We start from the raw sequence: 23394 nt of genomic DNA, 5'->3' as shown, positions 1-23394 counted from the left end.
GCAACCTTTCTGGAAGAGCCTTCGCGAGGGGCCATTGGTGTAAGCCACTGACGCCCCGCAGGCCCGAACACCGCCGCCCGGAAACTCCTCCACGCTCGTGTTGACATGGGAAATCTCCTGCCTCTGGGCATGATTGACGGATCGTCGGCCAGCGGGTACCACTGACCCACCGCTCGGCCCTGCACGCCCCGCCACGCTCGTTCGTCCCAGGAGGCTGCATTGCGAGGCTCTGCCACCGACCCCACGTCCGCACCCGGCCACAGACGCGCCCGCAGAACCGCCGGCGCCCTCGCCGCGGCGGCCCTGCTGCTGCCGCTGCTCGGCGCGGCCCCGTCCGATGCCCGGTCCGACGAGGACCGGCTCCAGCAGGCGTTCGCCTCGGCGTCCGCCAAGTATCACGTGCCGCTGAGTGTGCTGCTGGGCGTCTCGTATCTGCAGTCCCGCTGGGACGCGCACGGCGGCGCGCCGAGCGTGTCGGCCGGCTACGGCCCGATGCACCTCACCGATGCCCATACCGCGATCGCCCGCACCGCGCGCCACAGCGACGGCACGGGGGACGCCCGCGGGGACACCGCCCGCGCCGCCCTGCACCCGGACACTAAGGTGCCGGAGAACTCCGAACTCCCGCCCCGGCTCAAGACGTTGCCGAAGGCGGCCGGCCTGACGGGGCTGAGCGCCGAGCGGCTCCGTACGGACCCCGGCGCCAATGTGGCGGGCGGTGCCGCGCTGCTGGCCGCCGAGCAGAAAGACCTGGGCGAGCCGCTCAGCGCGGACCCCGCGGAGTGGTACGGGGCGGTGGCCCGCTTCTCGGGCGCGGACGACTCGGGGACGGCAGCGGCCTACGCGAACGACGTGTACGAGGTGATGCGCACCGGCGAGCAGCGCACGACGGACGCCGGGCAGCAGGTCGTCCTGACCGCCCAGCCGGACCTGGCCCCCGACACCGCGCAACTGGAGAAGTCCGGCCTGCGCACCGTCTCCGCCGACGGCACGGAATGCCCGAAGTCCGTGTCGTGCCAGTGGATCCCGGCGCCGTACGAGGAGTTCGGGAACAACGACTACGGCAACCACGACGTGGGCGACCGCCCGGCCTCGCAGAGCATCAGGTACATCGTCATCCATGACACGGAGGGCACCTGGGACGGTGTGCTGAAGCTGGTCCAGGACCCCACCTACGTGTCGTGGAACTACACCCTGCGTTCCACGGACGGTCTCATCGCCCAGCACGTCAAGGCGAAGGACGTGGCCTGGCACGCGGGCAACTGGTACATCAACGCCAAGTCGATCGGCCTGGAGCACGAGGGCTTCCTCGCCGCGCCCGACGCCTGGTACACGGAGGCGATGTACCGCGCGTCGGCGCGCCTGGTGCGGTATCTCGCCGCGAAGTACCGCATCCCGCTGAACCGGCAGCACATCCTCGGCCACGACAATGTGCCGGGCCCGACGACGTCGGCCATCCCCGGCATGCACACCGACCCGGGCCCGTTCTGGGACTGGCGGCACTACTTCGAGCTGCTGGGCCACCCCTTCCGCAACGCCGCCGGCCGCAGCGGCGGGCTGGTGACGATCCGGCCCGACTACGAGGCCAACCAGCCGGAGTACACGGGCTGCGTCACCAAGGACGAGCCCTGCGCGGCGCACGGCTCCAGCGAGGTGCGGCTGTACTCCGATCACAACGAGGACTCCGCCCTGATCAAGGACGTGGGTCTGCACAAGAACGCCGACTCTACGATCGACGTCAATGACGTGGGCTCGCGGGCGTCCACCGGCCAGCAGTTCGCGGTGGCCGGCCACTACCGCGACTGGACGGCGATCTGGTACCTGGGCCAGAAGGCATGGTTCAAGAACCCCAAGAAGCACCGGACCGCGGTGAACGCGTCGGGTTACGTGGTCACCCCGAAGCCGGGCCTGGACAGCGTCCCGGTGTACGGGCGGGCCTACCCGGAGGCCTCGGCCTACCCGGCCGAGGTGCCCGCGCAGGCGGTCTCGCCGCTGCCGTACACGCTGCCGAAGGGGCAGAAGTACGTGGTCGGCGACAAGGTGCCCGGCGAGTACTACTACGCGGTCACCTTCACCACCGACTCGCACCGGGTCGTGGCCGGCAAGGACCTGTACTACGAGATCCAGTTCGGACACCGGGTGGCGTTCGTACGCGCGGCGGACGTACAGGTGGTGCGGTCCCGCCGGTAGCCGGTGTCAGCCCTGCTGGAACAGCTCCGCCGGGAGCGGCTTCAGCAGGGCGTACAGGTCGTCGGTGATGGGGCGGTCCCAGGCGGCGATGGTCACCAGGACGTTGTCACTGCGGTCGAACTGCACGCAGGAGATGCGGCTCTCGGAGAGCTTGAGACGGCGCACGATCAGGAGATTGTCGCCCTGCATGACCGGCATGTCCTCGACTCCGACGACGCTCACCTCCTCGTCGTTCTCCAGCGCGATCAGCAGCTGGGCCACCTCGAAGGGGATCTCGTCCTCGGCGGTCTCGCGGGCCGGAGAGCCCTCGGGCAGATTGCCGATGATCATCGCGGGGCCGCGGCCGCCGAACAGGTCGTAGCGCAGGAAGACGCCCTGACAGGTGCCGTCGGGGGCGGGCAGCAGACCGGCGCCCAGATTGCCGGGCCAGTCGCCCGGGTCCATGGCCAGTACGTCGAAGTCGGGCCCGGCGGGGGTGGCGCTGCGGCGGCGGAGGAACGACATGTCGCCAATGGTACGTGGTGCCGTTCGGCGATGGGCGGGAGGTCGCGGGGGTTTCGAGGCCGTCGTGTGGGTGCGGGTTGTGGGGGCTGGTCGCGCCCCGCGGCGCCGCCGCATATTGATATGGCCCCGCGCCCCTAAGGCGTTGCCCCTTGCGTCGGCTGTTCAGGACCCAGCGCTGCCCTCAAGCCCGTGCTCTCCGTGCCCATCTTTCGGTAGACCGCCGAGAGCAGGCGTACGACCGTCGGCTCGTCCAAGTGCAGTTCCTTTGCGATCTCCGCCTCGGTGCTGCCCTCGGCTGCAAGATTCGCGACAGTACGCTCTCGGGACGTCAGCATGTCCGTCTCGGTGCTGTGGAGGCGGCGGGGGCGGAGGCCGGCTGCGGCCAGTTCGTCTCGGGCTGTTTCGGCGAGGCCGTCGGCGCTGCACTGGACAGCGGCGTCGAGGCCTCGGTAGAGGTGTTCGGCGGCGTCTGTGGGGCGGCCGGCGCGGCGGAGTTCGGTGCCCAGGGCTACGAGTGCGCAGGCGAGTTCGTAGGCGGCCGGGGAGCGCTCCAGGTGGGCGACGGACTCCTCCAGGTATTTGATGCGGGCCGAGCCCGAGGAGACCTCGGCGGCTGTCCGCAGGGCCTGGCCGATGCCGGACGGGGTGCCGAACTGGCGGGCGCGGGCGAGCGCTTCGAGGGCGGTGGCGACGGCGCGTTCGGGGGTGTCGTGGCTCTCGGCACGGGCGAGGTGGAGCTGCCAGGGGCACCAGGCGGGGTTGCGCATGCCGCGCGGTTCCAGCCGGCGGCCGGCGGCGGCCAGCTCCTCGGCCGCCTCCTTGGTGCGGCCGAGGGCGAGCAGGAGCTCGCCGTGCACGGTCTGGGCGTCGGGGAAGACGACGGCGGCCGGGAAGGGTGCTCCGAAGGAGTAGTCCTCGGCGACCTGCGCGGCCTCGGTGACGCGGCCGCGGGCGAGGAGGACCTCGATGAGGACGCCCACGGCGTACCAGTGGGCGGGGGTGCCGGGGCCGACTCGCTCGGCGAGCCGGAGTCCCGCCATGACGAAGTCCTGGGCTTCGGAGAGCCGGCCGCGGCGGTAGCGGACGTAGGCGAGGAGCGTGTAGGCGAAGGAGAGGTGGGCGCCGCGCCAGCCCTGGCGTTCGAAGTCGGCGATGCCGGTCGCGAACAGCTCTTCCGTGCGCCCCGGCCGGTCCGCGTACATGAAGGCGAGCGCGACCAGGACGGGCACCTCGAAGCCGCGGTCGGGCTCGGCCCAGCCGAGGCCGCCGGCCAGCGCGCGTTCGGCGTGGTGGAGGGCGACCTGGGCAGGTTCGCCGCGCAGGACCGCGTCCCAGGTGCGCAGACCGATGATGTAGCGCTCGGTGAGGTCGCGGCCGCTGAGGCGGTCGGCGAGTTTGGTCAGTCGGCGGGAGCGGGAGGGGTGGTCGGGTTCGTCGGCGCGGAAGGCGTCCCACATGAACTGTTCGGCGACCATGCGCAGCTTGACGCGGGCGTCGTCGGTGACGCGGATCTCGCGGGCGAGGGTGTCGGAGGCCTCGGCGAGGCGGTCGCTGTGGGCGAGGACCTGGGAGAGCCGGTAGACGATGTGCTGGCGCAGGTGGGCGTCGGCGATGGGTTCCTCGAGGGCGGCACGCAGGTGGTTGACAGTGGTGGCGGGTTCGGTGAGAAGGGAGGCCGAGCCGAGTTCGTACAGGACGGCGGCGCGGTCCTCGTAGGGCGGGGGTTCACGCAGGGCGCGGGCGAGGTAGCTGCGGGCGGCGTCGGGCGCGCCCGCGCGGAGGGTCTCCTCGGCCGCGGCGCGCAGTTGCTGGACGACCCAGTTGTCGCCGTCGGGGTGGGCCTCCAGGAGGTGACGGGCAGCGGCGGAGGGCCCCTGGCCCTCGTTGATCACGCACCAGGCGGCCTGGCCGTGCAGGGCGACGCGGACACCGGGCGGGATGGCCCGGTAGACGGCGGTGGCGATCAGGGGGTGGACGAATTCGAGGGTCTCGGCGCCGGTGAGGATGCGGGCGCCGCGCAGGGCGTCGGCGGCGTCGGCGGCCTCCTCGTGGCCGAGTCCGGCAACGGCGGCGGCGAGCAGCGGATGGATCTCGGTGCCGAGGACGGCGCAGGCCCAGGCAAAACGCACGGTGGAGGTGCCCAGGCGTTCGAGGCGGGCGATGAGGCCGCTGCCCTTGACGGCGGCTGCGAGGTCGCGCAGCAGATGGGCGCCGGTCTCGGTCGGGGTGAGGCCGCGGTCGCGCACCTTGGCGACGAGCTCGACCGTCTCGAACGGATTGCCGGCGGTGACGGCCCAGCACTCACGGCAGAACGCGTCGTCGGCGTGCGCACCGAGCGTCTCCCGTACGAGGTGGGCTACGGCGGCGGCGCTCAGCGGTTCCAGGTCGAGGGGGCGGCCGCCCGCGCGCCCCGGTAAGCCCTTGAACGACTCGGCGTGGTCGGGGAGTTCGTCGGGCCGGTAGGCGACGACGACCAGCAACGGGAGCTGTTCGGCGCGGGGTGCGAAAGCGGCGAGCCAGCCCAGGGATTCGGGGTCGGCCCAGTGGGCGTCGTCGAGGACGAGCACCATCGGGGCGCGCAGCACTGCGAGATGGGTGAGCACCCAGTCGAGGCCGTCGCGCAGGCCCTGCTGGTCGGGCGGGGCGCCGCCGGTGGGGGCGCACAGGCCGAGGGCGGGACCGACGATGTCGTACCAACTGCCCAGCGAGGCCCGCAGATCGGTCTCCGCGGACCCGGCCAGTTGGGGCTGCAGCAGCTGGCGGGCGACGTGGAAGGCGACGCGCTGCTCCTGGTCGCCGCCGCGGGCGGACAGCACGGTGCAGCCCCGGGTGGCGGCGCGCCGACGGACCTCGGCGAGGAGGGTGGTCTTGCCGATGCCGGCGCGCCCGGCGAAGGCGAGGAGTGCGCCGCGGGGGCGGTCGGACGGTTCGGCGCCGTCCCTGCGCAGCCCGGTGAGCTCTCCCAACGCCTCGTCCACTGCGGCGAGTTCACTCTCGCGTTCGAAGATGGTGCGGCTGTTCCGCACACTGCGCTGCCCCATGGCATACCCCCTGCCACGGTGGTGCGCCCGCGCGGGGAGCGGGCGCGCACCGTGACCTACAGGCACCTCAGCGTACGCCTCGCGGGGGTCGCGCGAACCGGTCTGCCCATTACTGACCGAGCTGCTTCAGGGGCTGTTCGCCACCGCTGTGGAGGCCGCCCTGAACAATGGGACATCTCTGTCCGTATCCACCATAGAGGGTCTCCCGTGGCAGACGCGGACAAGCCCGACCGGTAGCGGGCAGGCCCGGAAGGGGATGAGCCACATGGAACTCACGGCACGCAAGTCCCGCACGACGGGTGCGGCACTCGGGGTCACGGCGTCGGTGTTCGCAGCCGCTCTCGTCCTGGCCGCCTGCTCCAGCGGGGGCGGGGGCGGAGGAGGCGGCTCGGCCTCCTCAGGCGCGAGCAAGGCCTCGGGGACACGGGTGACGGTCACCGAGACCGAATACGGGCTGAAGCTGTCCCGGTCGTCGTTCACACCGGGCACCTACACCTTCGTCGCCGACAACGCAGGCAAGGTCACGCACGCCCTGTCCATCGACGGGCCCGGCGTGGAGGACGCCAAGACCAAGAACATCCAGAGCGGTCAGCAGGCGATGGTGACGGTGACCTTCAAGAAGGGCACGTACGACCTGTACTGCCCGGTCGACAGTCACAAGCAGCTCGGGATGAACAAGCACATCCAGGTCGGGTGACTCGTCACGCCTGGACGGTCCTGTGCCGGTGGTGGTGCCGGGCGACGCGTGCACGGTTGCCGCAGGAGGGCTGGCACCACTCCTGGCGCGGGTACTCCTTGAGGAAGTAGCGCCGGCGCGTGGCAGGCGCGCAGCCGCTGCCGGTCGGGGCCGGCGAGGAAGGCGATCGCGGCCTGCGCGAGAGTCGCGGTGAGGTCGTGCGCGCCGACGGCCGCCTTTCTGTGGACGGCGGGTTCGGCTCCCTCGGGCCAGCGCAGCACGGGGACGGTCGGGGTGCGGGCGTCCGCGGCGTTGAGGCGTGCGAGGGCTTCGGGTACGGGCAGGAGGCGGGCCGCGTCGGCGCGGCTGGGTTCGGCGGGGCGTACGGCGTGGGCGAAGAGGGCACGGACGGCTGCCCGCAGGTCGCGTACGGCGGTGAGGCTCGCGTCGTCGGCGACAAAGGCGACGGCTTCCGGCACGGCGTCGGGGTGGGCACGGACCCAGGTGGCGAGCCCTGCGGGATCCGCCAGGTCGTGCGCATGCCCCGCCGCTGGACGGGCCCAGCGGCCGCAGGCCCTCATCCCTCCCCCGTTGCCGGCGGTACCACCGCCACCGGGGCCGCCGCGTGCAGCAGGACCGCCTGGGCGACCGAGCCCATCATGCGGGCGGGGGCCAGCAGGCGGCGGCGGTGACGGCCCACGACGACCAGGCCGGCGTCCTTGGAGGCCGCGACCAGCTGGCCCGCCGCGTCGCCCGGCATCGCGTATGTGTCGACGGGGACGTCGGGGTGTCTTGAGCGGTGCGGGGTGAGGAAGCCCTCGGCGAGGGTCCACGTCTGGTTCTCGACGGCGTGCTGGTCGGCCAGCGGCGGGACGAGTTCGCCTGGGGTGACCCAGGTCTGCACGGGCCACATGTAGGCGGCGACCACATGGAGGCGGGCGCCGCGCAGCCCGGCCTCGGTGAAGGCGAAGGCCAGGGTCGCCTCGTCGGGGCTGTCCACCGGCAGGCCGACGACCACGCGCGGGCCGGGCTCGACCGGTACGTCGCCGTGCACCTCACGGCCGGGCCGGGGCACCACCACGACGGGGCACTCGGCGTCGCGGGCGGCAGCCATGCCGCTGGAGCCGAGCAGCAGACTGGCGAAACCGCCGCGCCCTCGGGAGCCCAGCACCAACAGCTGGGCGCGGGCGCCCAGTTCGGGCAGGATGGCGCCCGGCACCCCCTCCAGCCCGTGGTATTCCACGGCCGGGAGGTCGGACCGCCCCTCCAGATACGTGCGCACCTGGCCGAGCACCGGATCGTCGCCCGGCTCCGGCGGCCCGGCGGCAAGGATGTCGGGCTGCGCCCAGACGGCGTACTGCCGCACATGAACCACTCGCAGCGGCACCCCGCGTCTGCGGGCGTCGTCGAGGGCCCAGTCCAGGGCGCGCAGGCTGTCGTCCGAACCGTCCACCGCCGCGATGACCGGCAGGGTGCTGCTCATGGGTTCCTCATCTCCGGGAGACGACCTTCCCTTCCCGGGGCCAGCCTCGCTCAGGCATCGGCCCGGGAAGGGCGCTCAAGGTCGCGTGTCCGCAAAGACGGGTGGAACACCCCCGGATCGGCCCGTCGGCTCAGCCGCAGGGCCGCCGGGTCACGTCAGGTCGAACTCTCCTTCCCGCGCCCCCGACACGAACGCGCCCCATTCCGCAGGCGTGAAGATCAAGGAAGGGCTTTCCGGGCGGCCGCTGTTGCGCATCGCGATGAATCCCTCGACAAAAGCGATCTGGACATCCCCCAGGCCACGGCTGCTCGAGTGCCAATCGGCGGTGCTGAGGTCCAGCTCAGGCTTGTCCCAGCCCGCAAGCGGGTGCTGCTGGATGGTGCTCTCGGCCACGTCCGTGCTCCTCCCGATTCGTCGTCCGCGGCCAGCCTAGCGATCGGTTTCTGATGCCGACAGGCCACGTGAGGGGGACCTTTCCGGAGTCTTTTACGAGTCCGGAGGTTCGCTCCCCACGAGCCACATCGAGAAGAACTGCGATCCGCCCCCGTAGGCGTGCCCGAGGACCCGTCGGGCCCCTTCCACCTGGTGTTCTCCGGCCTGCCCGCGCACCTGGAGCGCCGCCTCGGCAAAGCGGATCATGCCGGAGGCGCCGATGGGATTGGTCGACAGGACGCCGCCCGACATGTTGACGGGCAGGTCGCCGTCCAGCTCGGTCACCCCTGATTCGGTGAGTTTCCAGCCCTCGCCCTCGTCGGCGAAGCCGAGGTTCTCCAGCCACATGGGCTCGTACCAGGAGAACGGCACATACATCTCGACGGCGTCGATGTCGCGGCGCGGGTCGGCGATGCCGGCCTGCCGGTACACGTCGGCGGCACAGTCCTTGCCGGCCTGCGGCGACACGGCGTCCTTGCCGGCGAAGAGGGTGGGCTCGCTGCGCATGGCGCCGCCCAGCATCCACGCCGCCGGCCGGGGCGCGCGGGCCGCGCCCGCCCGGTCCGTCAGCACCATGGCGCAGGCCCCGTCGGAGGACGGGCAGGTCTCGGAGTAGCGGATCGGGTCCCACAGCATGGGCGAGGCCTGGACCTTCTCCAGGGTGATGTCGTGCTCGTGCAGGTGGGCGTAGGGGTTCTTCAGGGCGTTGCGCCGGTCCTTGTAGGCCACCAGCGAGCCGACCGTGTCGGGCGCGCCGGTGCGTCGCATGTACGCGCGCACGTGCGGGGCGAAGAAGCCGCCGGCCCCGGCGAGCAGCGGCTGCTGGAAGGGGATCGGCAGGGACAGGCCCCACATGGCGTTGGACTCGGACTGCTTTTCGAAGGCCAGCGTCAGCACGGTGCCGTGGACGCGGGCCGCGACCAGGTTGGCGGCGACGAGTGCAGTCGAGCCGCCGACGGATCCGGCGGTGTGCACCCGCAGCATGGGTTTGCCCACCGCGCCGAGCGCGTCGGCGAGGTAGAGCTCCGGCATCATCACGCCCTCGAAGAAGTCGGGCGCCTTGCCGATGACTACGGCGTCAATGTCGGCCCAGCTCAACTCGGCGTCCTCAAGGGCTCGTTGGGCCGCCTCACGGACAAGTCCGGCGATCGACACGTCCCGCCGGGCCGCCACGTGCTTGGTCTGGCCGATGCCTACGACGGCCACGGGTTCCTTGCTCATCGCGGATCCCCTTCGAGTACGGCGACCAGGTTCTGCTGCAGACAGGGCCCGGAGGTGGCGTGGGCGAGCGCCCGGTCGGAGTCGCCCCGGTGGATGCCGGCGGCGGCCTCACCGATGCGGATGAGCCCGGCGGCCATGATCGGGTTGGCGGCGAGGGCCCCGCCGGACGGGTTGACCCGCACGTCGTCGCCGAGCTGCAGTGCCTTGCGCAGAACGACCTCCTGCGAGGTGAAGGGTGCGTGCAACTCGGCGGTGTCGACGGGCCGTTCGAAGGCGCCGGCCTGCTCGGCGGCCAGGCGGGTGGAGGGCGAGTCGGTCAGGTCGCGGACGCCGAGGCCGTGGGCTTCGATGCGGTGGTCGATGCCGCGGATCCAGGCGGGCCGTTCGCACAGTTGCCGGGCCCGCTCCCCCGCCGCGAGGATCACGGCGGCCGCCCCGTCGCCGATGGGCGGGCAGTCACCGGTACGCAGGGGCCGTACGAGGTAGTCCCCTTGGGGCACCGAACCTCGCAGCTGGGCATGGGAGTTGGCGGCGGCGTCCGCACGGCTGCGGGCTGCGACGGCGGCGAGTGCGGGCTCGTCGGTGTCGCCCGCGTCGATCAGGGCCTGTGCCTGCAGCGCGGCCAGGGCCACGGAGTCGGGCCACAGGGGCGCCACGTAGTACGGGTCGAGCTGCCGGGTCAGGACGTCGCGTACGGAGCCGGGTGAGGACTTGCCGTACGAGTAGACGAGGGCGGTGTCGGCGTCCCCGGTGAGGAGTTTCGTCCACGCCTCGTACAGGGCCCAGGCGCCGTCCATCTCGACGTGCGACTCGGAGATCGGCGGCCAGGCGCCTACGCCGTCGAGGGCGAGGGTGAAGGAGAAGGCGCGCCCAGCCAGGTAGTCGCTGGAGCCGGAGCAGGTGAAGCCGATGTCGGCGGTCTTCAGCCCGGTCTGGGCCAGGACATCATGCAGCACCGGCATGAGCATCTCCACCTCGGAGAGCTCCTCGCTGGTGCGCCGGTGGTCGGTCTGCGCGAAGGCCACCAGTGCTATGTCACGCATCACAGCAGCTCCTTGTAGGTGTCGTACTCCGCGTCGGGCTCTCCCGTGGGCCGGTAGTGGTCGGGATAGCGGGCTCCTTCGGTCCACACCGGTTCGACGCGCAGTCCCATGCGCACCTGGTCGTAGGGAATGCCGCCGATACGGCCGTGCAGCGCGAGGTCGGCGCCGTCGAGGGCGATGTGGGCGTAGACGTACGGGACTTCGATGTCCAGGTTCTTCGCCTTGATGTTGACGATGCAGTACGTGGTGACCGTGCCGCGCGGCCCCACCTCGACCTGCTCCGAAGTGGCGAGGCCGCAGGTGGGGCAGGCGCCCCGGGGCGGGACGTACACCTTGCGGCAGGAGGGGCAGCGTTCGCCGACCGTGCGGCGCTCGGCGAGGGCGGTGATGTACGCGGTCTGGGCTCGGCCGGGCGAGTAGGTGTAGTCGAGGCGGGCGGGGGCGACGATGCCGCTGATCGCGTCCTCGAACTCGCCGCTGTGACCCGTCGGTTGGGCCGGTTCGCCGTCGTACGGCTCGAAGCAGCCGATGTCGGTGATGGCGCCCTCGCGCGCTTCGGCCCAGCGGATGCGGACGCGCATGCCGGTGTGCACGGCGTCCGGTGCAGGGACGTCGAGGGCGTGCAGGAGGGCGGTGTCGGCGCCGTCGAGACGGACCAGGACCCAGGCGAAGGGGGTGTCGAGGGGCTGGCCGCGGCGGGGGTCGTGGTTCCAGGCCCAGGTGGTGACCGTGCCGGTGGGGGCGACCTCGACCAGGTCGCGGATCTCCTCGGCGGTGACGGGGTCGTACTCGACGGGTGGGACGAGGACACGGCCGTCACCGGTCCTCACCCCGAGGACGACCCGCTCACGCAGGCCGGTCAGAAAGGCACTCTGGACCGGGCCGAGGGAGCGGGTGAAGGGGAATTCAACGGCGAGGGGAGCCTTGAGGACTTCGGCCACCGGGCCACCTCCTTGAGAAGTCGACGGTGAGGACGCGCCCTGTCAGGGGCGCGGGGCTGTGACATGTGCGGCTCCGCCGCGGGGGCGCGACCAGCCGCATCCGGCCCGCAGTGCCCGAACCGGCCTGAGCCGACGCAGCGCTACGCGCGCCTGTAAACGGGCGGCCGTTTCTCCGCAAAGGCGCGGGCCCCTTCCTTGGCGTCGGCCGTGTCGAAGACCGGCCATCCCCGCTTGAGTTCGGAGGCGAGCCCGTCGGTCTCCGTCATCTCGGCGGTCTCGTAGACGGACGCCTTGACGGCCTCCACGGCGAGCGGGCCGCAGGCGTTGATCTGGTCGGCGATCTCCAGGGCCTTGGCGAGGGCGGTGCCGTCGGGCACGACATGACCGATCAGGCCCACGTCGGCGGCCTCCCGGGCGGTGTAGGGGCGCCCCGTGAGCAGCATCTCCAGCGCGTGGGTGCGCGGGATCTGCCGCTGCAGGCGGACCGTGGATCCGCCGATGGGGAACAGTCCGCGTTTGACCTCGAAGAGCCCGAAGGTCGCCGACTCGCCCGCGACGCGTATGTCGGTGCCCTGGAGGATCTCGGTTCCGCCCGCCACGCAGTAACCCTCGACGGCGGCGATCACCGGCTTGAGGGGGCGGTGGTGGCGCAGCATCGCCTTCCAGTGCAGGTCAGGGTCGGCCTTGAGGCGGTCCCGGTACTGCTCTCCCTCCATGCCCTTGCCCGCGAGGGCCTTGAGGTCCATGCCGGCGCAGAACGCGCCGCCCGCGCCGGTCAGCACGATCGAGCGGACGGCGTCGTCCTCGTCGGCCGCGATCCAGCCGTCGTACAGGCCTACGAGCATGGACAGCGAGAGCGCGTTCTTGGCGTCCGGCCTGTTGAGCGTGAGCACCAGTGTGGCGCCTTCGCGCTGCACGGTGAGGTGTTCGGTCCCACCCATCACCCATCTCCCCTCTCAAAGAACGAGAACAGGTTGCAGTAGGCGGGGAGTCACTTCAAGGGTTTTCTGACAGGCAGTCAGATTTCTTCGCGCGGACCCTTCACAGTTGTCGTCCCCTTTGCTCTGATGACCGGCGAACCGACGGTTGCGCCTTTCTTCGTCATGGCTGCCGGGGTCAGGAGGAGCGGTGGAGTACAACCTTGCCGACCTGTTCGAGTCGGTCGTCGACGTGGTGCCGGAGCGAGAGGCCCTGGTCTACGTCGACCACCCTGGCACGGGCGCGGAGCGGCGTCTGACGTACGAGGAGCTGGACGCGGCGGCCAACCGTATCGGCCACCATCTGATCGACGCCGGGATCCGCCCCGGCGAGCACCTCGGGCTGCACCTCTACAACGGCATCGAGTATCTGCAGACGGTGTTCGGGTGCCTGAAGGCGCGGATCGTCCCGGTCAACGTCAACTACCGTTACGTGGAAGATGAGTTGGTGTATCTCTACCGGGACGCCGATCTGGTGGCGCTGGTCTTCGACGCGGAGTTCGACGGGCGGGTGGCGACGGCACTGCCGCAGTGTCCCGAGCTGCGGCACCTGGTACGGGTGGGCGGGGCGCAGGACGGGGCGGCTGCCGTGTCGTTCGCCGAGGCCGAGGCGGGCGGGTCGCCGGAGCGCGGCTTCCCGGCGCGCTCGGGCGATGACCAGTTCATCATCTACACCGGCGGCACCACCGGGATGCCCAAGGGTGTGATGTGGCGTCAGGAGGACCTGTTCTTCTCGGGTCTGGGCGGGGGCGCGCCGACCGGTGAGCCGGTCAGGAAGCCGCAGGAGCTCGCCGAGCGGGTCGCGGCCGGCGGCTCCGGGATCACCTTCTTCCCCACTCCCCCGCTGATGCACGGCACCTCGACGCTCACCTCCTTCATCGGCTTCAACTTCGGGCAACGGATCGTCATCCACCGCAAGTTCGTGCCCGAGGAGGTGCTGCGGACGGTCGAGAAGGAGAAGGTCACCAGCATCTCGCTGGTGGGCGACGCGATGCTGCGGCCGCTGATCGACGCCCTGGCCGGACCCATGAAGGGCACGGACTGCTCGTCGGTGTTCAGCGTGTCCTCGTCCGGCGCGGTGCTCTCCGAGACCGTACGCCGCCAGTTCCAGGAGCTGCTCCCCAACGCGATGCTGCTCAACAACTACGGTTCGTCCGAGTCCGGCTTCAACGGCACGGCGGCAGCCGACTCCGGGGCCGGGCAGTCCTTCCGCATCCGCGTCAACTCCCGTACGCAGGTGGTCGATCCTGCCACCCACGAGCCGGTCGCGGTGGGCGAGGTGGGCCGGGTCGCACAGTGCGGCCATGTGCCGCTCGGCTACTACAACGACCCGAAGAAAACCGCCGAGACCTTCTTCGAGAAGGACGGCGAGCGGTGGGTGCTGCTCGGCGACATGGGGACGGTGGACGAGCAGGGCGTGGTCACGGTCCTCGGCCGTGGCTCCCAGTGCATCAACACCGGGGGCGAGAAGGTGTATCCCGAAGAGGTCGAGCAGGCGCTGAAGTCCCATCCCGACGTTTACGACGCGCTGGTGGCCGGCGTGCCGGACGCGAAGTGGGGCAATCACGTGGCGGCGGTGGTGCAACTGCGCGAGGGCGCCCACCGGCCTTCGCTGGAGGACGTGCAGTCCTACTGCCGTACCCATCTCGCCGGTTACAAGATCCCGCGGCAGCTGGTGATCACCGAAGCGATACGGCGGTCGCCCAGCGGCAAGGCCGACTACCGCTGGGCCCGGGAGGTGGCGGTCGCGGCGGACCGCTAGGCGGAAGGCCGGGGCCCCGCCGTGGGCCGGCCGTGGGCGGCGGGCGTACTCTTTGCGCGCGGTTGACCCGGGAGTTTGAACGGAGGGTGGCGTAGGGCCGTACGCGAGGTTGGCGGCTCGGCCCTGCGGGCCCGGTCCGCCGTGCCATCAGCGGTTTCGCACGGAAGGACCCACGGGTGTCGCACCTCACGCCCCCTCGTCAACTGCCGGAGACGGACGCGGACGCACCGGTCAGGACCAGAGCCGAGGAGGCCTCGACCGCTCCCGTGGCGACCGACCCGGAGCCGGGCACCTCGGCGGACGGGGAGCCGGCGGAGGAGACGGCCGACGGCGCGGAGGACGAGCAGGCGCCGACCGGGGCCGTCGTCCCGCACCCGACTTCCACCAGTGACGATTCCGCCGCCGTCACCACCGACGGATCCGGCGACACGGCAGTCGCCGTCTCCACGTCCGCCGCCACCGGCGACCCCGCCCCGACGGACGCCGCATCCTCCCCCGCCCGCCCAGGCTGGTTCGGCTGGCGCCGTCGCTACCCCCGCACGGCAATGGCCGTACACGTGGGCACGACCGTCCTGGCCGCTGCGCTGGTGTTCGTCGTGCTCCTCGTGCCCAACCGCCTCGACTGGATCACGGTCCAGTCGTTCCTCCGTCTCCCCGTCGAGGCGATCTTCCTCGCGGCCGCGCTGCTCGCACTGCCGACGAGGGGACGGCGGATCACGGCCGTCGTGCTCGGGGCGTTCGTCGGGCTGTCCGCCGTTCTGAAGTGCCTCGACATGGGCTTCCGTCAGACCCTGGCCCGGCCGTTCGACCTGGTCTTCGACTGGGTACTGCTGAGCGATGGGGCGGACTGGGTGAAGGATTCGTTCGGGCGTTCGGGTGAGGTGCTCGCGGTGGTCGGGGTGATCGTCCTGGTCATCACCGTGCTCACGTTGAGCGCGCTCGCGATGGTGCGGCTGGCGAACGTGCTGGCCCGGCACCGCCCCGTCGCCGTCCGCTCCACGCTGGTCCTCGGCGTCGTGTGGATCATCTGCTTCACACTGGGCGTGCAGTTCGGCGGTGTCACCGTCGCCACCAAGGGCTACGCCCAGTACCTCGCCAACCGTGTGCAGTACGTCCGCGACGGCCTCGGTGACGCCGACGTCTTCAAGAAGCAGATGGCCGTCGACGCCTACGCCAAGACACCGTCCGACCAGCTGCTGACCGGGCTGCGCGGCAAGGACGTCATGTTCACCTTCATCGAGAGCTACGGCCGGGTGGCGATCGACGATCCGACGATGGGACCGGAGGTCGACGCCACACTCAAGGCGGGCGACGCCAGGCTCAAGGCGGCCGGTTTCGCGGCGCGCAGCGGCTGGCTCAAGTCACCGGTGACGGGCGCCGGCAGCTGGCTCGCCCACTCGACGTTCCTGTCCGGCCTGTGGATCAAGAACCAGCAGCGGTACCGCACCCTGACCACCAGCGACCGCGCGACCCTCACCAGCTACTTCCAGAAGACCGGCGCCTGGCGCACGGTCGGCATCGTCCCGGGCGTGCGCAAGGCCTGGCCCGAGGGCAAGTACTTCGGCCTCGACCACATCTACGACTCCACGCACCTCGGCTACCAGGGCCCGTACTTCAGCTGGACGCCGGTCCCGGACCAGTTCAGCCTGGAGGCCTTCCAGAAGCTGGAGCACGGCAAGAAGAACCGCGACGCGCTCATGGCGGAGATCATCCTGGCCTCCAGCCACAACCCCTGGTCGCCCATCGCCCACATGATCGACTGGAAGGACCTCGGCAACGGCAAGGTCTTCTACAAGATCAAGAAGGAGGGCACGAACCCCACGGAGGTCTGGAAGAGCGCGAAGCGCGTGCGCACCGAGTACCGCAAGGCGATCCAGTACTCCCTGGACAGCCTGACCCAGTGGATGCAGCGCTACGGCGACGACAAGACCGTCCTCGTCTTCCTCGGCGACCACCAGCCCGTCCCGACGGTCACCGGGGGCACCAGCAACCGGGACGTGCCGGTCACCATCGTCGCCCGCGACCCGAAGGTCCTGGACCGCGTCTCGAACTGGGGCTGGACGGACGGGATCAAGCCCGCCGACAACGCCCCGGAGTGGACCATGAACAAGTTCCGGGACCGCTTCATGACGGCATACGGGCCGCAGGGCGGGTGAGCTGACCGGCAGGGGTCCTTCGGACGGCTCAGCACGACGCGCCGGGGCGGTACGCCGTCCCTAGGGTCGCAGTGACGGTGATCGGATCACCGACGCTGAAGGGGGACCCCACATGCACATACGTACGCGCGTGCTGAGCACAGCAGCACTGACCCTCCTCGTGACCACCGGCCCGACAGCCGTCGTGGCACATGCACAGACCGACCTGGACTGCCGCGACTTCGCGTTCCAGGAAGACGCGCAGGCGGTACTGAACAGCAATCCGAGCGACCCGTTCCGCCTGGACGCGGACCACGACGGCATCGCCTGCGAGGAACTGCCGCACAGACCCTCGCCCTCGACCACGCCCACCTCCACCCCGGTCACCCCCGCCACGCTCACCCCGGCCCCGGCCACCTCCACGCCCGTGCCGCAGCGAGGGGTGAATGCAGGCGTGGGCGGCGGCACGGGGCCGGCCGGCTTCGAGGTGGCGGGCGGCGTCGGCCTCACTGTCCTCGCGCTGAGCCTGGTCGGCGGTCATGTCGTGCTGCGGCGGCGTCGAGCCGCTGCCGGAGCCGGGCCGCGAAAGCCGTGACCTCGGCCGCTGTGCTGCTCACCCGCTGCCGGATCCGCCGGTGAAACACCCGCGCCGGCCGTCGGCCGGGAGCAGGCACACGCGGGCGTCGCCCGGCTCGTGCGGCGGTGTCAGAGCCGTCATCGGGGTCGCCAGGTAGGCGTTGCGCTCCTTGTCGGTGTCGACGTGGATCTCCTTGCGGGGTGCGCCCGGCAGGGTGAGTTCGACCCGGTCGCCGAGGTGGAGACGGGAGGCGCGGGCCCAGACGGCGTGGCAGGCCGTGCCGTTGCGCAACTGCATGCTGCGTCCGTCGGCGGCGGTACGCGCCACCAGGGTCCTGACCATCTGCCGACCGCCGCATCCCATGTCGATCGGGTTCTTCCCTTCACAGGTACGGCCCGAGCAGCCGGGACCGGGCGTGAAGGTCGCCGGGACTTTGCCGGTGACAGCCGATGACGACCCGTACGGCCCGGACAGCAGTACGGCGACGGCTGCCACCGCGGCCGCCGCCAGCCCGGCCGCAGCGCCCCACACGTACGGCGTACTGCGGACGCTCCGGTGCTCGGGACGCGGCTCGGGCGTCGCCCGCGCCCGCCCGCTCCAGCAGGCGTCGGCCAGCTCCCACAACGCCAGCAGCCGTTCGGGGCGTACACCCGCCACCTCGCACAGCGCCTCCACGGCGCGGCGGGGCACCGGCTGCGTACCCGCCAGACAGCGCGCCCAGGAGGACTTGCTGTAGGGCGTGCGCCGGGCCGGCTGGGCCAGGCTCAGTCCCGCCGCGGCGCGCACCTCGCGCATGCTCGCGGCCAGTTGTGTCGTCTCCGGGCTCATGTGCGCAGCTTCTTCCAGGTGTCGGGGCCGACGATGCCGTCCGGCGCGAGCCCGTGCCGCTTCTGGAAGGCGCGCGCGGCACGCCCGGTCTTCTCGCCGTGCACCCCGTCGACCCGCCCGCTGTCGAACCCGTGCCGTCGCAGCAGGCACTGCACCTCCACCACGTCCCAGCCGGTGCTGCCCCGGTCCAGGAGCACGTCACGGCTGGTGGAGTGGCCGGCGGTGATGACGCCGGGCTCGCGCCGGACCCGGTCGCAGCCGTACGTGTGACCGCTGGGGAAGGCGGAGGCGGCGGACGCGGCGTGCTGCTTGGCCCCGATGCCGTCGTCTCGGTGCCAGGCGGCTCCGCTCAGGAATCCGGCGCCGAACGCCACCAGGACGGCTGAGACGGCGACGGCCGGAAGGGCGTGAGCGGTGCGCCGTGATCGGGGCATGCGACGTGGGGGCCGGGGCTCGTCCTCGGCTGCCGCCGTTCGCTGTGCCCGTGCCGTCTCGGCGACCTCGTGCAGCACCAGCAGCCGCTCCGGCGGCGCCCCGCAGACTTCGGCGAGTTCCTCGGCCGCGGCGCGCGGCACCGGCTTCTTCCCGTTGAGATTGCGTTCCCAGGACGAGGAGCTGTACGACGTCTTGGCCGCGAGCGCGGCCAGGCTGAGGCCCGCGCTGTCCTTCAACCTCCGCAGCTGTGCGACGAGTTGCCGCTCCGCGTCGTCCAGCCCGGAGGGCAGTTCCTTCCAGCGCGTCATGTCACTTCCCCGTACCCGTGCGCGGTCGCCGTCGTGGAGGAGGACGCGGTTCCTCCGGGGTTGCGGTTGCGGGTCCCGTCCACTGCGACCGCTTCCCGACCCCGCCCGCCGTCCCACGGCTTTGTCAGGGGACACGGCGTCCCAGCAGGTCAGCGCATGGGCCGTGCCGCGTGCCACCGGTCCTGCCGCTTGGCCTGGCCGCTACCGGATCCGGCCGGGCAACGTCGGTGGTGCCACCGAGGGGCACGGCCCGGGAGCCTCCTCCCGTGCCCTCGCATTCCACCGGAAGCGATACGGCCCCCTCAACTCACCGGAAAGGACCCGGCCATGACCATGCACAGGACCCTTGCACTGGCGACCGTCACCGGAGTGCTCGGCGCCGGCCTGGTGCTGGGCTCGGTCGGCAGCGCCTCCGCGCGGCCCGACGTGCCGAACATCAGCCGTGGCGACACGGGTGTGCCCGTGCTGTGCGTCCAGCACGGGCACAACGACTGGGCCAAGCGGACCCGTCACCACACGATCGGCGAGGACCGGGCCTTCGGCTCCGGCGCCTACAGTGCGGTCCGGCTCTTCCAGCAGAAGTCCGGCCTGCACGTCGACGGCGTCGTCGGCAAGAACACCGGCGACAGCCTCCTGGACAACCTCCAGGGCGACGGCGGCTGGCGCTCCGGCTGCTACGAGCACCTGCCGAGCTCGCACCGCTGAGCGAAGCGGGCGCGCGCAGGGCCCTGTCCTCTCGGGGGAGAACAGGGCCCCTCGCACTCTTCACTCCACCTCAAATGTCACGGCAGCCGGCGCATCCCGCAACTCGAGCCGGGAGCTCCCCGGGCCGGGCTGCTACTTCGCCGACGGCAAAACGGCTCCGTCCCGGTCCAGAAACCCGGCGACCCGGCGTGCGAACCACTCGGGGTCGTCCACCCACGGATAGTGCCCTGCACCTGGCTGGACGGTGAATTCGGCGTTCGGGAAGACGTCAGCCACGGTGCGCGCCAGCTCGGGGCGGGGGCCGCCGTCGAGCTCGCCGGCGAGGACGAGGACCGGTGCGGCCACCTGGGCGAGTGCGGCGCCGGTCGCCTGCGGGTCGTAGGCGCCATCGGAGCCGTAGACGTCGGCGGCCTCGTCGTTGAAGTCGGCGCCGGCATCGTGCTCAGCTGCTGCGTCGTCCCAGCGGCCGTAGAAGAAGGGAGCGAACGCCGGGTCGAAGTCGGCCTTCCCCGCCAGCCAGTCCTCGAACGCCGGGAACACGTCCTCGAACCAAGGCTCGCCGCTCCTCAGCCGTGCCGCGGCCAGCCTGTCCTCGGCGCTGGGCTGCCTGCCCAGTGCCCACGGGGTGCAGGTGACCAGGATCAGTCGCGCCACCCGCTCGGGGTGCCGGGCGGCGTACAGCATCGCCAGGCTGCCTCCGGCCGAATGGGCGAGCAGGTCCATCTGCTCCAGCCCCAGGTGGGCGCGCAGTGCCTCCACGTCGTCCACGAGCCGGTCGCACCGGTAGGTGGCCGGATCCGCCGGCACCGCGGAGTCGCCGGTGCCGCGCAGGTCGAGCAGGACCAGTCGGCGGTGCGTCTCGAGCCCGCCCAGGTCTCCGAGGTACGAGGAGGCCTGCATCGGACCTCCCGGCAGGACGATGAGCGGCTCCCCTTCACCGCGGAGGTGGTAGGCGAGCTCGGTCCCGTCGGCTGCGGTGAAAATCGGCATGCGCCGATCTTCCTGTCCCATGGACCGGTGCCGCAACGCAGTTGTGGGGGCGCCCCTCTCAGGGGCCTCCTCACCGCGCTCGATCTTCCACTCCTGCACCGAGAAAATGCGGGCTGACCTCTTGCCTGCCCCGACGTGGCCTGAATTACTGATCCCGAACAGCACGACCGAATGATCGGTCGCCCGTATTGATGTGGTTGGCGAAGGAGACGTCCCCATGGTGGATGCGACGGAGCTGCTGGACGCGGGGGAACGGCTCGACGCCGGTGCGCTGCGGGCGCTGCAGCTGGAGCGGCTGCGGGTCTCGCTGCGGCACGCGTACGAGCGCGTCTCCTTCTACCAGGAGTCCTTCGACAAGGCCGGCATCCACCCGGACGACTGCCGCTCGCTGTCCGACCTGGCCCGTTTCCCGTTCACCACGAAGGCGGATCTGCGCGAGAACTACCCGTACGGCATGTTCGCCGTGGAGCAGAACCGCATCCGCCGTATCCACGCCTCCAGCGGCACCACCGGGCGCCCTACCATCGTCGGCTACACGGACGACGACCTCTCCCTGTGGGCCGACATGGTGGCCCGCTCGATCCGCGCGGCGGGCGGCCGGCCCGGCGACAAGGTGCATGTGGCGTACGGCTACGGCCTGTTCACCGGCGGCCTCGGCGCACACTACGGCGCGGAACGCCTCGGCTGTACGGTCATCCCCGCCTCCGGCGGTATGACGGCCCGCCAGGTGCAGCTGATCCAGGACCTCGAGCCGCAGATCATCATGGTGACGCCGTCGTACATGCTCACGCTCCTCGACGAGTTCGAGCGCCAGGGCGTCGATCCGCGCGGCACCTCCCTGCGCGTGGGCATCTTCGGTGCCGAGCCGTGGAGCGAGCAGATGCGGCGGGAGATCGAGGAGCGGTTCGCGATCGACGCGGTGGACATATACGGGCTGTCCGAGGTGATCGGCCCGGGTGTGGCGCAGGAGTGCGTGGAGACGAAGGACGGGTTGCACATCTGGGAGGACCACTTCTACCCGGAGGTCGTCGATCCGATCACCGGTGAGGTGCTGCCGGACGGCGAGGAGGGCGAGCTCGTCTTCACCTCGCTGACCAAGGAGGCGATGCCGGTCGTGCGGTACCGCACACGTGACCTGACGCGGCTGCTGCCGGGCACGGCGCGGGTGTTCCGGCGGATGGAGAAGGTCACGGGGCGCAGTGACGACATGGTGATCCTGCGCGGGGTGAACCTCTTTCCCACCCAGATCGAGGAGATTGTGCTGCGTACGCCCGGTGTCGCGCCGCACTTCCAGCTGCGCCTGACCCGGGAGGGCCGTCTCGACGCCCTCACCGTGCGGGCGGAGGCCCGGCCCGGCGCCGGCCCCGAGGTACGGGAGGCCGCCGCGCGGGCGATCGCGGCGGCGGTGAAGGACGGCATCGGGGTGTCGGTTGCCGTGGAGATCGTCGAACCGGAGTCGCTGGAACGGTCGGTGGGCAAGATCCGGCGCATCGTGGACCTGCGGTCTCGCTAGGTGCTCCGCGGGAAGCACGATGAATGGCCCGCGGGTCGGAGGGGGCCGGTCGCGCCCGCGCGGTGGAGCCGCACATCGATACAGCCCCGCGCCCGTTCGGTCGCCTACTGGCCGGCGAACCGGTCCCGCAGTTCCCTCTTGAGGATCTTTCCGCTGGCGTTGCGGGGCAACTCCGCGACGAACTCCACCCGCTTCGGCGCCTTGAAGTGAGGGAGCTTCTCCCGGGCGTGGGCGATCAGTTGGTCCTCGGTCACCTCGCCGCGCGGGACGACGACCGCGGTGACCGCCTCGATCCACCGCTCGTCGGGCAGGCCGATCACGGCGACCTCGGCGACGGACTCGTGGGTGTAGAGGGCGTCCTCGACCTGGCGTGAAGCGACCAGTACGCCACCGGAGTTGATGACGTCCTTCACTCGGTCGACGATCGTGTAGTAGCCGTGGGCGTCCCGCACCGCCAGGTCGCCGGAGTGGAACCAGCCGTCACGGAAGGCGTCGGCTGTCTCCTCGGGTTTGTCCCAGTAGCCCTCGCACAACTGCGGGGAGCGGTAGACGATTTCGCCGGGTGTGCCGTCGGGGACGTCCTTGCCGTCCTCGTCGACCACACGGGCGTCGACGAAGAGGACGGGGCGGCCGCAGGAGTCCATGCGGCCCTTGTGCTCGTCGGGTGCCAGGACCGTGGCCAGGGGGCCGATCTCGCTCTGGCCGAAGCAGTTGTAGAAAGCAAGCTTGGGGAGTCGTTCGCGCAGCCGCTCCAGAACGGGCACCGGCATGATCGAGGCGCCGTAGTAGGCCTTGCGGAGTCCGCCGAGGTCGCGGGTGGCGAAGTCGGGGCGGTTGGACAGGCCGATCCACACCGTGGGCGGGGCGAACAGGCTGTCCGCGCGGCCGGTTTCGATGAGGTCGAAGAGCCGGTCGCCGTCGGGGGCGTCGAGGATGATGTTCGTGGCGCCGACCGCGAGGTAGGGCAGCAGGAACACGTGCATCTGCGCGGAGTGGTAGAGCGGGAGGGAGTGCACGGGGCGGTCGCCGGCGCTGAGGTCAAGGGCGGTGATCGCGCTCAGGTACTCGTGCACCAGGGCGCGGTGCGTCATCATCGCGCCCTTGGGCAGGGCCGTCGTGCCTGAGGTGTACAGCAACTGCACCAAGTCCTCGGTGCGCGGCTCGGGTCCGTCGTATGCGGGGGCCGCAGCCAGGCGGTCCAGCAGCGAACCGTCGGCGTCGCGCAGGGGCAGCGTCCGTACGTCGTCGGCGAGTCGACCGGCCAGGTCGGGGTCGGTGAGGACCAGCGAGCTGCCGGACTGGCCGACGATGTAAGCGAGGTCGTCGCCGGTCAGGTTCTGGTTGACCGGCACATGGACGAGGCCCGCGCGGGCGCAGGCGAGGAAGCCGATCAGATAGGCGTCCGAGTTGTGGCCGTAGGCGCCGACCCGGTCGCCGGGAGCGAGTCCCTGCTCAAGCAAGACGCTTGCCGCGCGGGAGACGGCCCCGTCGAGTTCCTCGTACGTCCACCTGCGGTCGCCGTACTCCACCGCGGTGCGCGCGGGGGTGCGTCGGGCGCTGCGCCGCAGCACCCCGTCAACCGTGCTGCCGTGTCCCTGCGTCATGACTGATGATCCTCGGTCCGTGGCCGGGG

19 protein-coding genes and 1 pseudogene are annotated in these 23394 nt (G+C 71.3%); 7 read left to right on the top strand and 13 right to left on the bottom strand.

From position 1 onward, the window contains the following. The first annotated feature begins 219 nt into the window (after positions 1-219). A complete protein-coding gene (locus IH68_RS0101815) occupies positions 220-2190 on the top strand; it encodes an N-acetylmuramoyl-L-alanine amidase (RefSeq protein WP_030927214.1) in 1971 nt (656 codons plus the stop codon). Positions 2191-2196: 6 nt separating this feature from the next. Here IH68_RS0101815 and IH68_RS0101810 read toward each other — a convergent pair whose 3' ends face one another. Together IH68_RS0101810 and IH68_RS0101805 are read right to left on the bottom strand one after the other, a co-directional pair. Continuing rightward, on the bottom strand, positions 2197-2694 hold the full coding sequence (locus tag IH68_RS0101810; RefSeq protein ID WP_030927212.1) for a hypothetical protein: 498 nt from the start codon (positions 2692-2694) through the stop codon (positions 2197-2199). 134 nt (positions 2695-2828) lie between these two features. Continuing rightward, positions 2829-5735 (bottom strand): helix-turn-helix transcriptional regulator, encoded by a 2907-nt coding sequence (locus IH68_RS0101805; protein ID WP_037884433.1) that lies wholly within the window; start codon positions 5733-5735, stop codon positions 2829-2831. A gap of 265 nt (positions 5736-6000) precedes the next feature. Between IH68_RS0101805 and IH68_RS0101800 the strand changes: the two genes are divergently transcribed. Beyond that, positions 6001-6432: a plastocyanin/azurin family copper-binding protein gene (locus IH68_RS0101800; RefSeq protein ID WP_051833077.1), complete on the top strand. Its 432-nt coding sequence runs from the start codon at positions 6001-6003 to the stop codon at positions 6430-6432. Positions 6433-6436: 4 nt separating this feature from the next. On the opposite strand, the pseudogene IH68_RS0101795 reads toward IH68_RS0101800, so the two are convergent. From IH68_RS0101795 to IH68_RS0101765, 7 genes and pseudogenes are all read right to left on the bottom strand, one after another. Then, a pseudogene (locus IH68_RS0101795) lies at positions 6437-6992 on the bottom strand (ABATE domain-containing protein). After that, a complete protein-coding gene (locus tag IH68_RS0101790) occupies positions 6989-7894 on the bottom strand; it encodes a universal stress protein (protein WP_030927203.1) in 906 nt (301 codons plus the stop codon). Before IH68_RS0101790 ends, IH68_RS0101795 begins: the two are co-directional and overlap by 4 nt. A gap of 150 nt (positions 7895-8044) precedes the next feature. Then, positions 8045-8287 (bottom strand): DUF397 domain-containing protein, encoded by a 243-nt coding sequence (locus IH68_RS0101785; protein WP_030927201.1) that lies wholly within the window; start codon positions 8285-8287, stop codon positions 8045-8047. A gap of 93 nt (positions 8288-8380) precedes the next feature. Continuing rightward, complete coding sequence (locus IH68_RS0101780) at positions 8381-9547, bottom strand: thiolase domain-containing protein (protein ID WP_030927199.1); 1167 nt, start codon at positions 9545-9547, stop codon at positions 8381-8383. Further along, positions 9544-10590 carry a thiolase domain-containing protein gene (locus tag IH68_RS0101775; protein WP_030927197.1) on the bottom strand — a complete coding sequence of 349 codons (1047 nt, stop codon included), beginning with the start codon at positions 10588-10590 and terminating at the stop codon, positions 9544-9546. Before IH68_RS0101775 ends, IH68_RS0101780 begins: the two co-directional genes overlap by 4 nt. Beyond that, positions 10590-11531: a Zn-ribbon domain-containing OB-fold protein gene (locus IH68_RS0101770; RefSeq protein ID WP_030927195.1), complete on the bottom strand. Its 942-nt coding sequence runs from the start codon at positions 11529-11531 to the stop codon at positions 10590-10592. Before IH68_RS0101770 ends, IH68_RS0101775 begins: the two co-directional genes overlap by 1 nt. Positions 11532-11671: 140 nt before the next feature. Continuing rightward, positions 11672-12472 carry a crotonase/enoyl-CoA hydratase family protein gene (locus IH68_RS0101765; protein ID WP_030927193.1) on the bottom strand — a complete coding sequence of 267 codons (801 nt, stop codon included), beginning with the start codon at positions 12470-12472 and terminating at the stop codon, positions 11672-11674. A 187-nt stretch (positions 12473-12659) separates the two neighbouring features. Here IH68_RS0101765 and IH68_RS0101760 point away from each other — a divergent pair, with 187 nt between their 5' ends. The 3 genes from IH68_RS0101760 (at position 12660) to IH68_RS0101750 (ending at position 17000) form a co-directional block, all read left to right on the top strand. Then, a complete protein-coding gene (locus IH68_RS0101760) occupies positions 12660-14270 on the top strand; it encodes an acyl-CoA synthetase (protein ID WP_030927191.1) in 1611 nt (536 codons plus the stop codon). A 176-nt stretch (positions 14271-14446) separates the two neighbouring features. Further along, positions 14447-16426, top strand: coding sequence for a sulfatase (locus IH68_RS0101755; protein WP_420718965.1), 1980 nt, complete (start codon positions 14447-14449; stop codon positions 16424-16426). 112 nt (positions 16427-16538) lie between these two features. Beyond that, positions 16539-17000 (top strand): excalibur calcium-binding domain-containing protein, encoded by a 462-nt coding sequence (locus IH68_RS0101750; protein ID WP_030927187.1) that lies wholly within the window; start codon positions 16539-16541, stop codon positions 16998-17000. An 18-nt stretch (positions 17001-17018) separates the two neighbouring features. Here IH68_RS0101750 and IH68_RS0101745 read toward each other — a convergent pair whose 3' ends face one another. Next, the gene (locus IH68_RS0101745) at positions 17019-17810 is read right to left on the bottom strand and encodes a helix-turn-helix domain-containing protein (RefSeq protein WP_051833074.1); all 792 of its coding nucleotides are present in this window, start codon (positions 17808-17810) and stop codon (positions 17019-17021) included. Further along, positions 17807-18553 carry a peptidoglycan-binding domain-containing protein gene (locus tag IH68_RS0101740; protein WP_030927183.1) on the bottom strand — a complete coding sequence of 249 codons (747 nt, stop codon included), beginning with the start codon at positions 18551-18553 and terminating at the stop codon, positions 17807-17809. Before IH68_RS0101740 ends, IH68_RS0101745 begins: the two co-directional genes overlap by 4 nt. A gap of 327 nt (positions 18554-18880) precedes the next feature. Between IH68_RS0101740 and IH68_RS51620 the strand changes: the two genes are divergently transcribed. Then, entirely contained in the window at positions 18881-19258 is a 378-nt protein-coding gene (locus IH68_RS51620) for a peptidoglycan-binding domain-containing protein (RefSeq protein WP_051833072.1), read from the top strand. Positions 19259-19390: 132 nt separating this feature from the next. Here the strand turns inward: IH68_RS51620 and IH68_RS0101730 are convergent, their stop codons facing one another. Then, the gene (locus IH68_RS0101730; protein WP_030927179.1) at positions 19391-20248 is read right to left on the bottom strand and encodes an alpha/beta fold hydrolase; all 858 of its coding nucleotides are present in this window, start codon (positions 20246-20248) and stop codon (positions 19391-19393) included. A gap of 217 nt (positions 20249-20465) precedes the next feature. On the opposite strand from IH68_RS0101730, the gene paaK reads away from it, so the two are divergent. Next, positions 20466-21761 (top strand): phenylacetate--CoA ligase PaaK, encoded by a 1296-nt coding sequence (paaK, locus tag IH68_RS0101725; protein ID WP_030927177.1) that lies wholly within the window; start codon positions 20466-20468, stop codon positions 21759-21761. 104 nt (positions 21762-21865) lie between these two features. Here paaK and IH68_RS0101720 read toward each other — a convergent pair whose 3' ends face one another. Next, positions 21866-23365 (bottom strand): acyl-CoA synthetase, encoded by a 1500-nt coding sequence (locus IH68_RS0101720; protein ID WP_030927175.1) that lies wholly within the window; start codon positions 23363-23365, stop codon positions 21866-21868. Positions 23366-23394 lie beyond the last annotated feature (29 nt).

The sequence above is a fragment of the Streptomyces sp. NRRL S-646 genome (assembly GCF_000720765.1).
Lineage (GTDB): Bacteria > Actinomycetota > Actinomycetes > Streptomycetales > Streptomycetaceae > Streptomyces.
The sequence above is the reverse complement of the archived record's forward strand: the minus strand, read 5'-3'. Positions and strand labels throughout refer to the sequence as shown.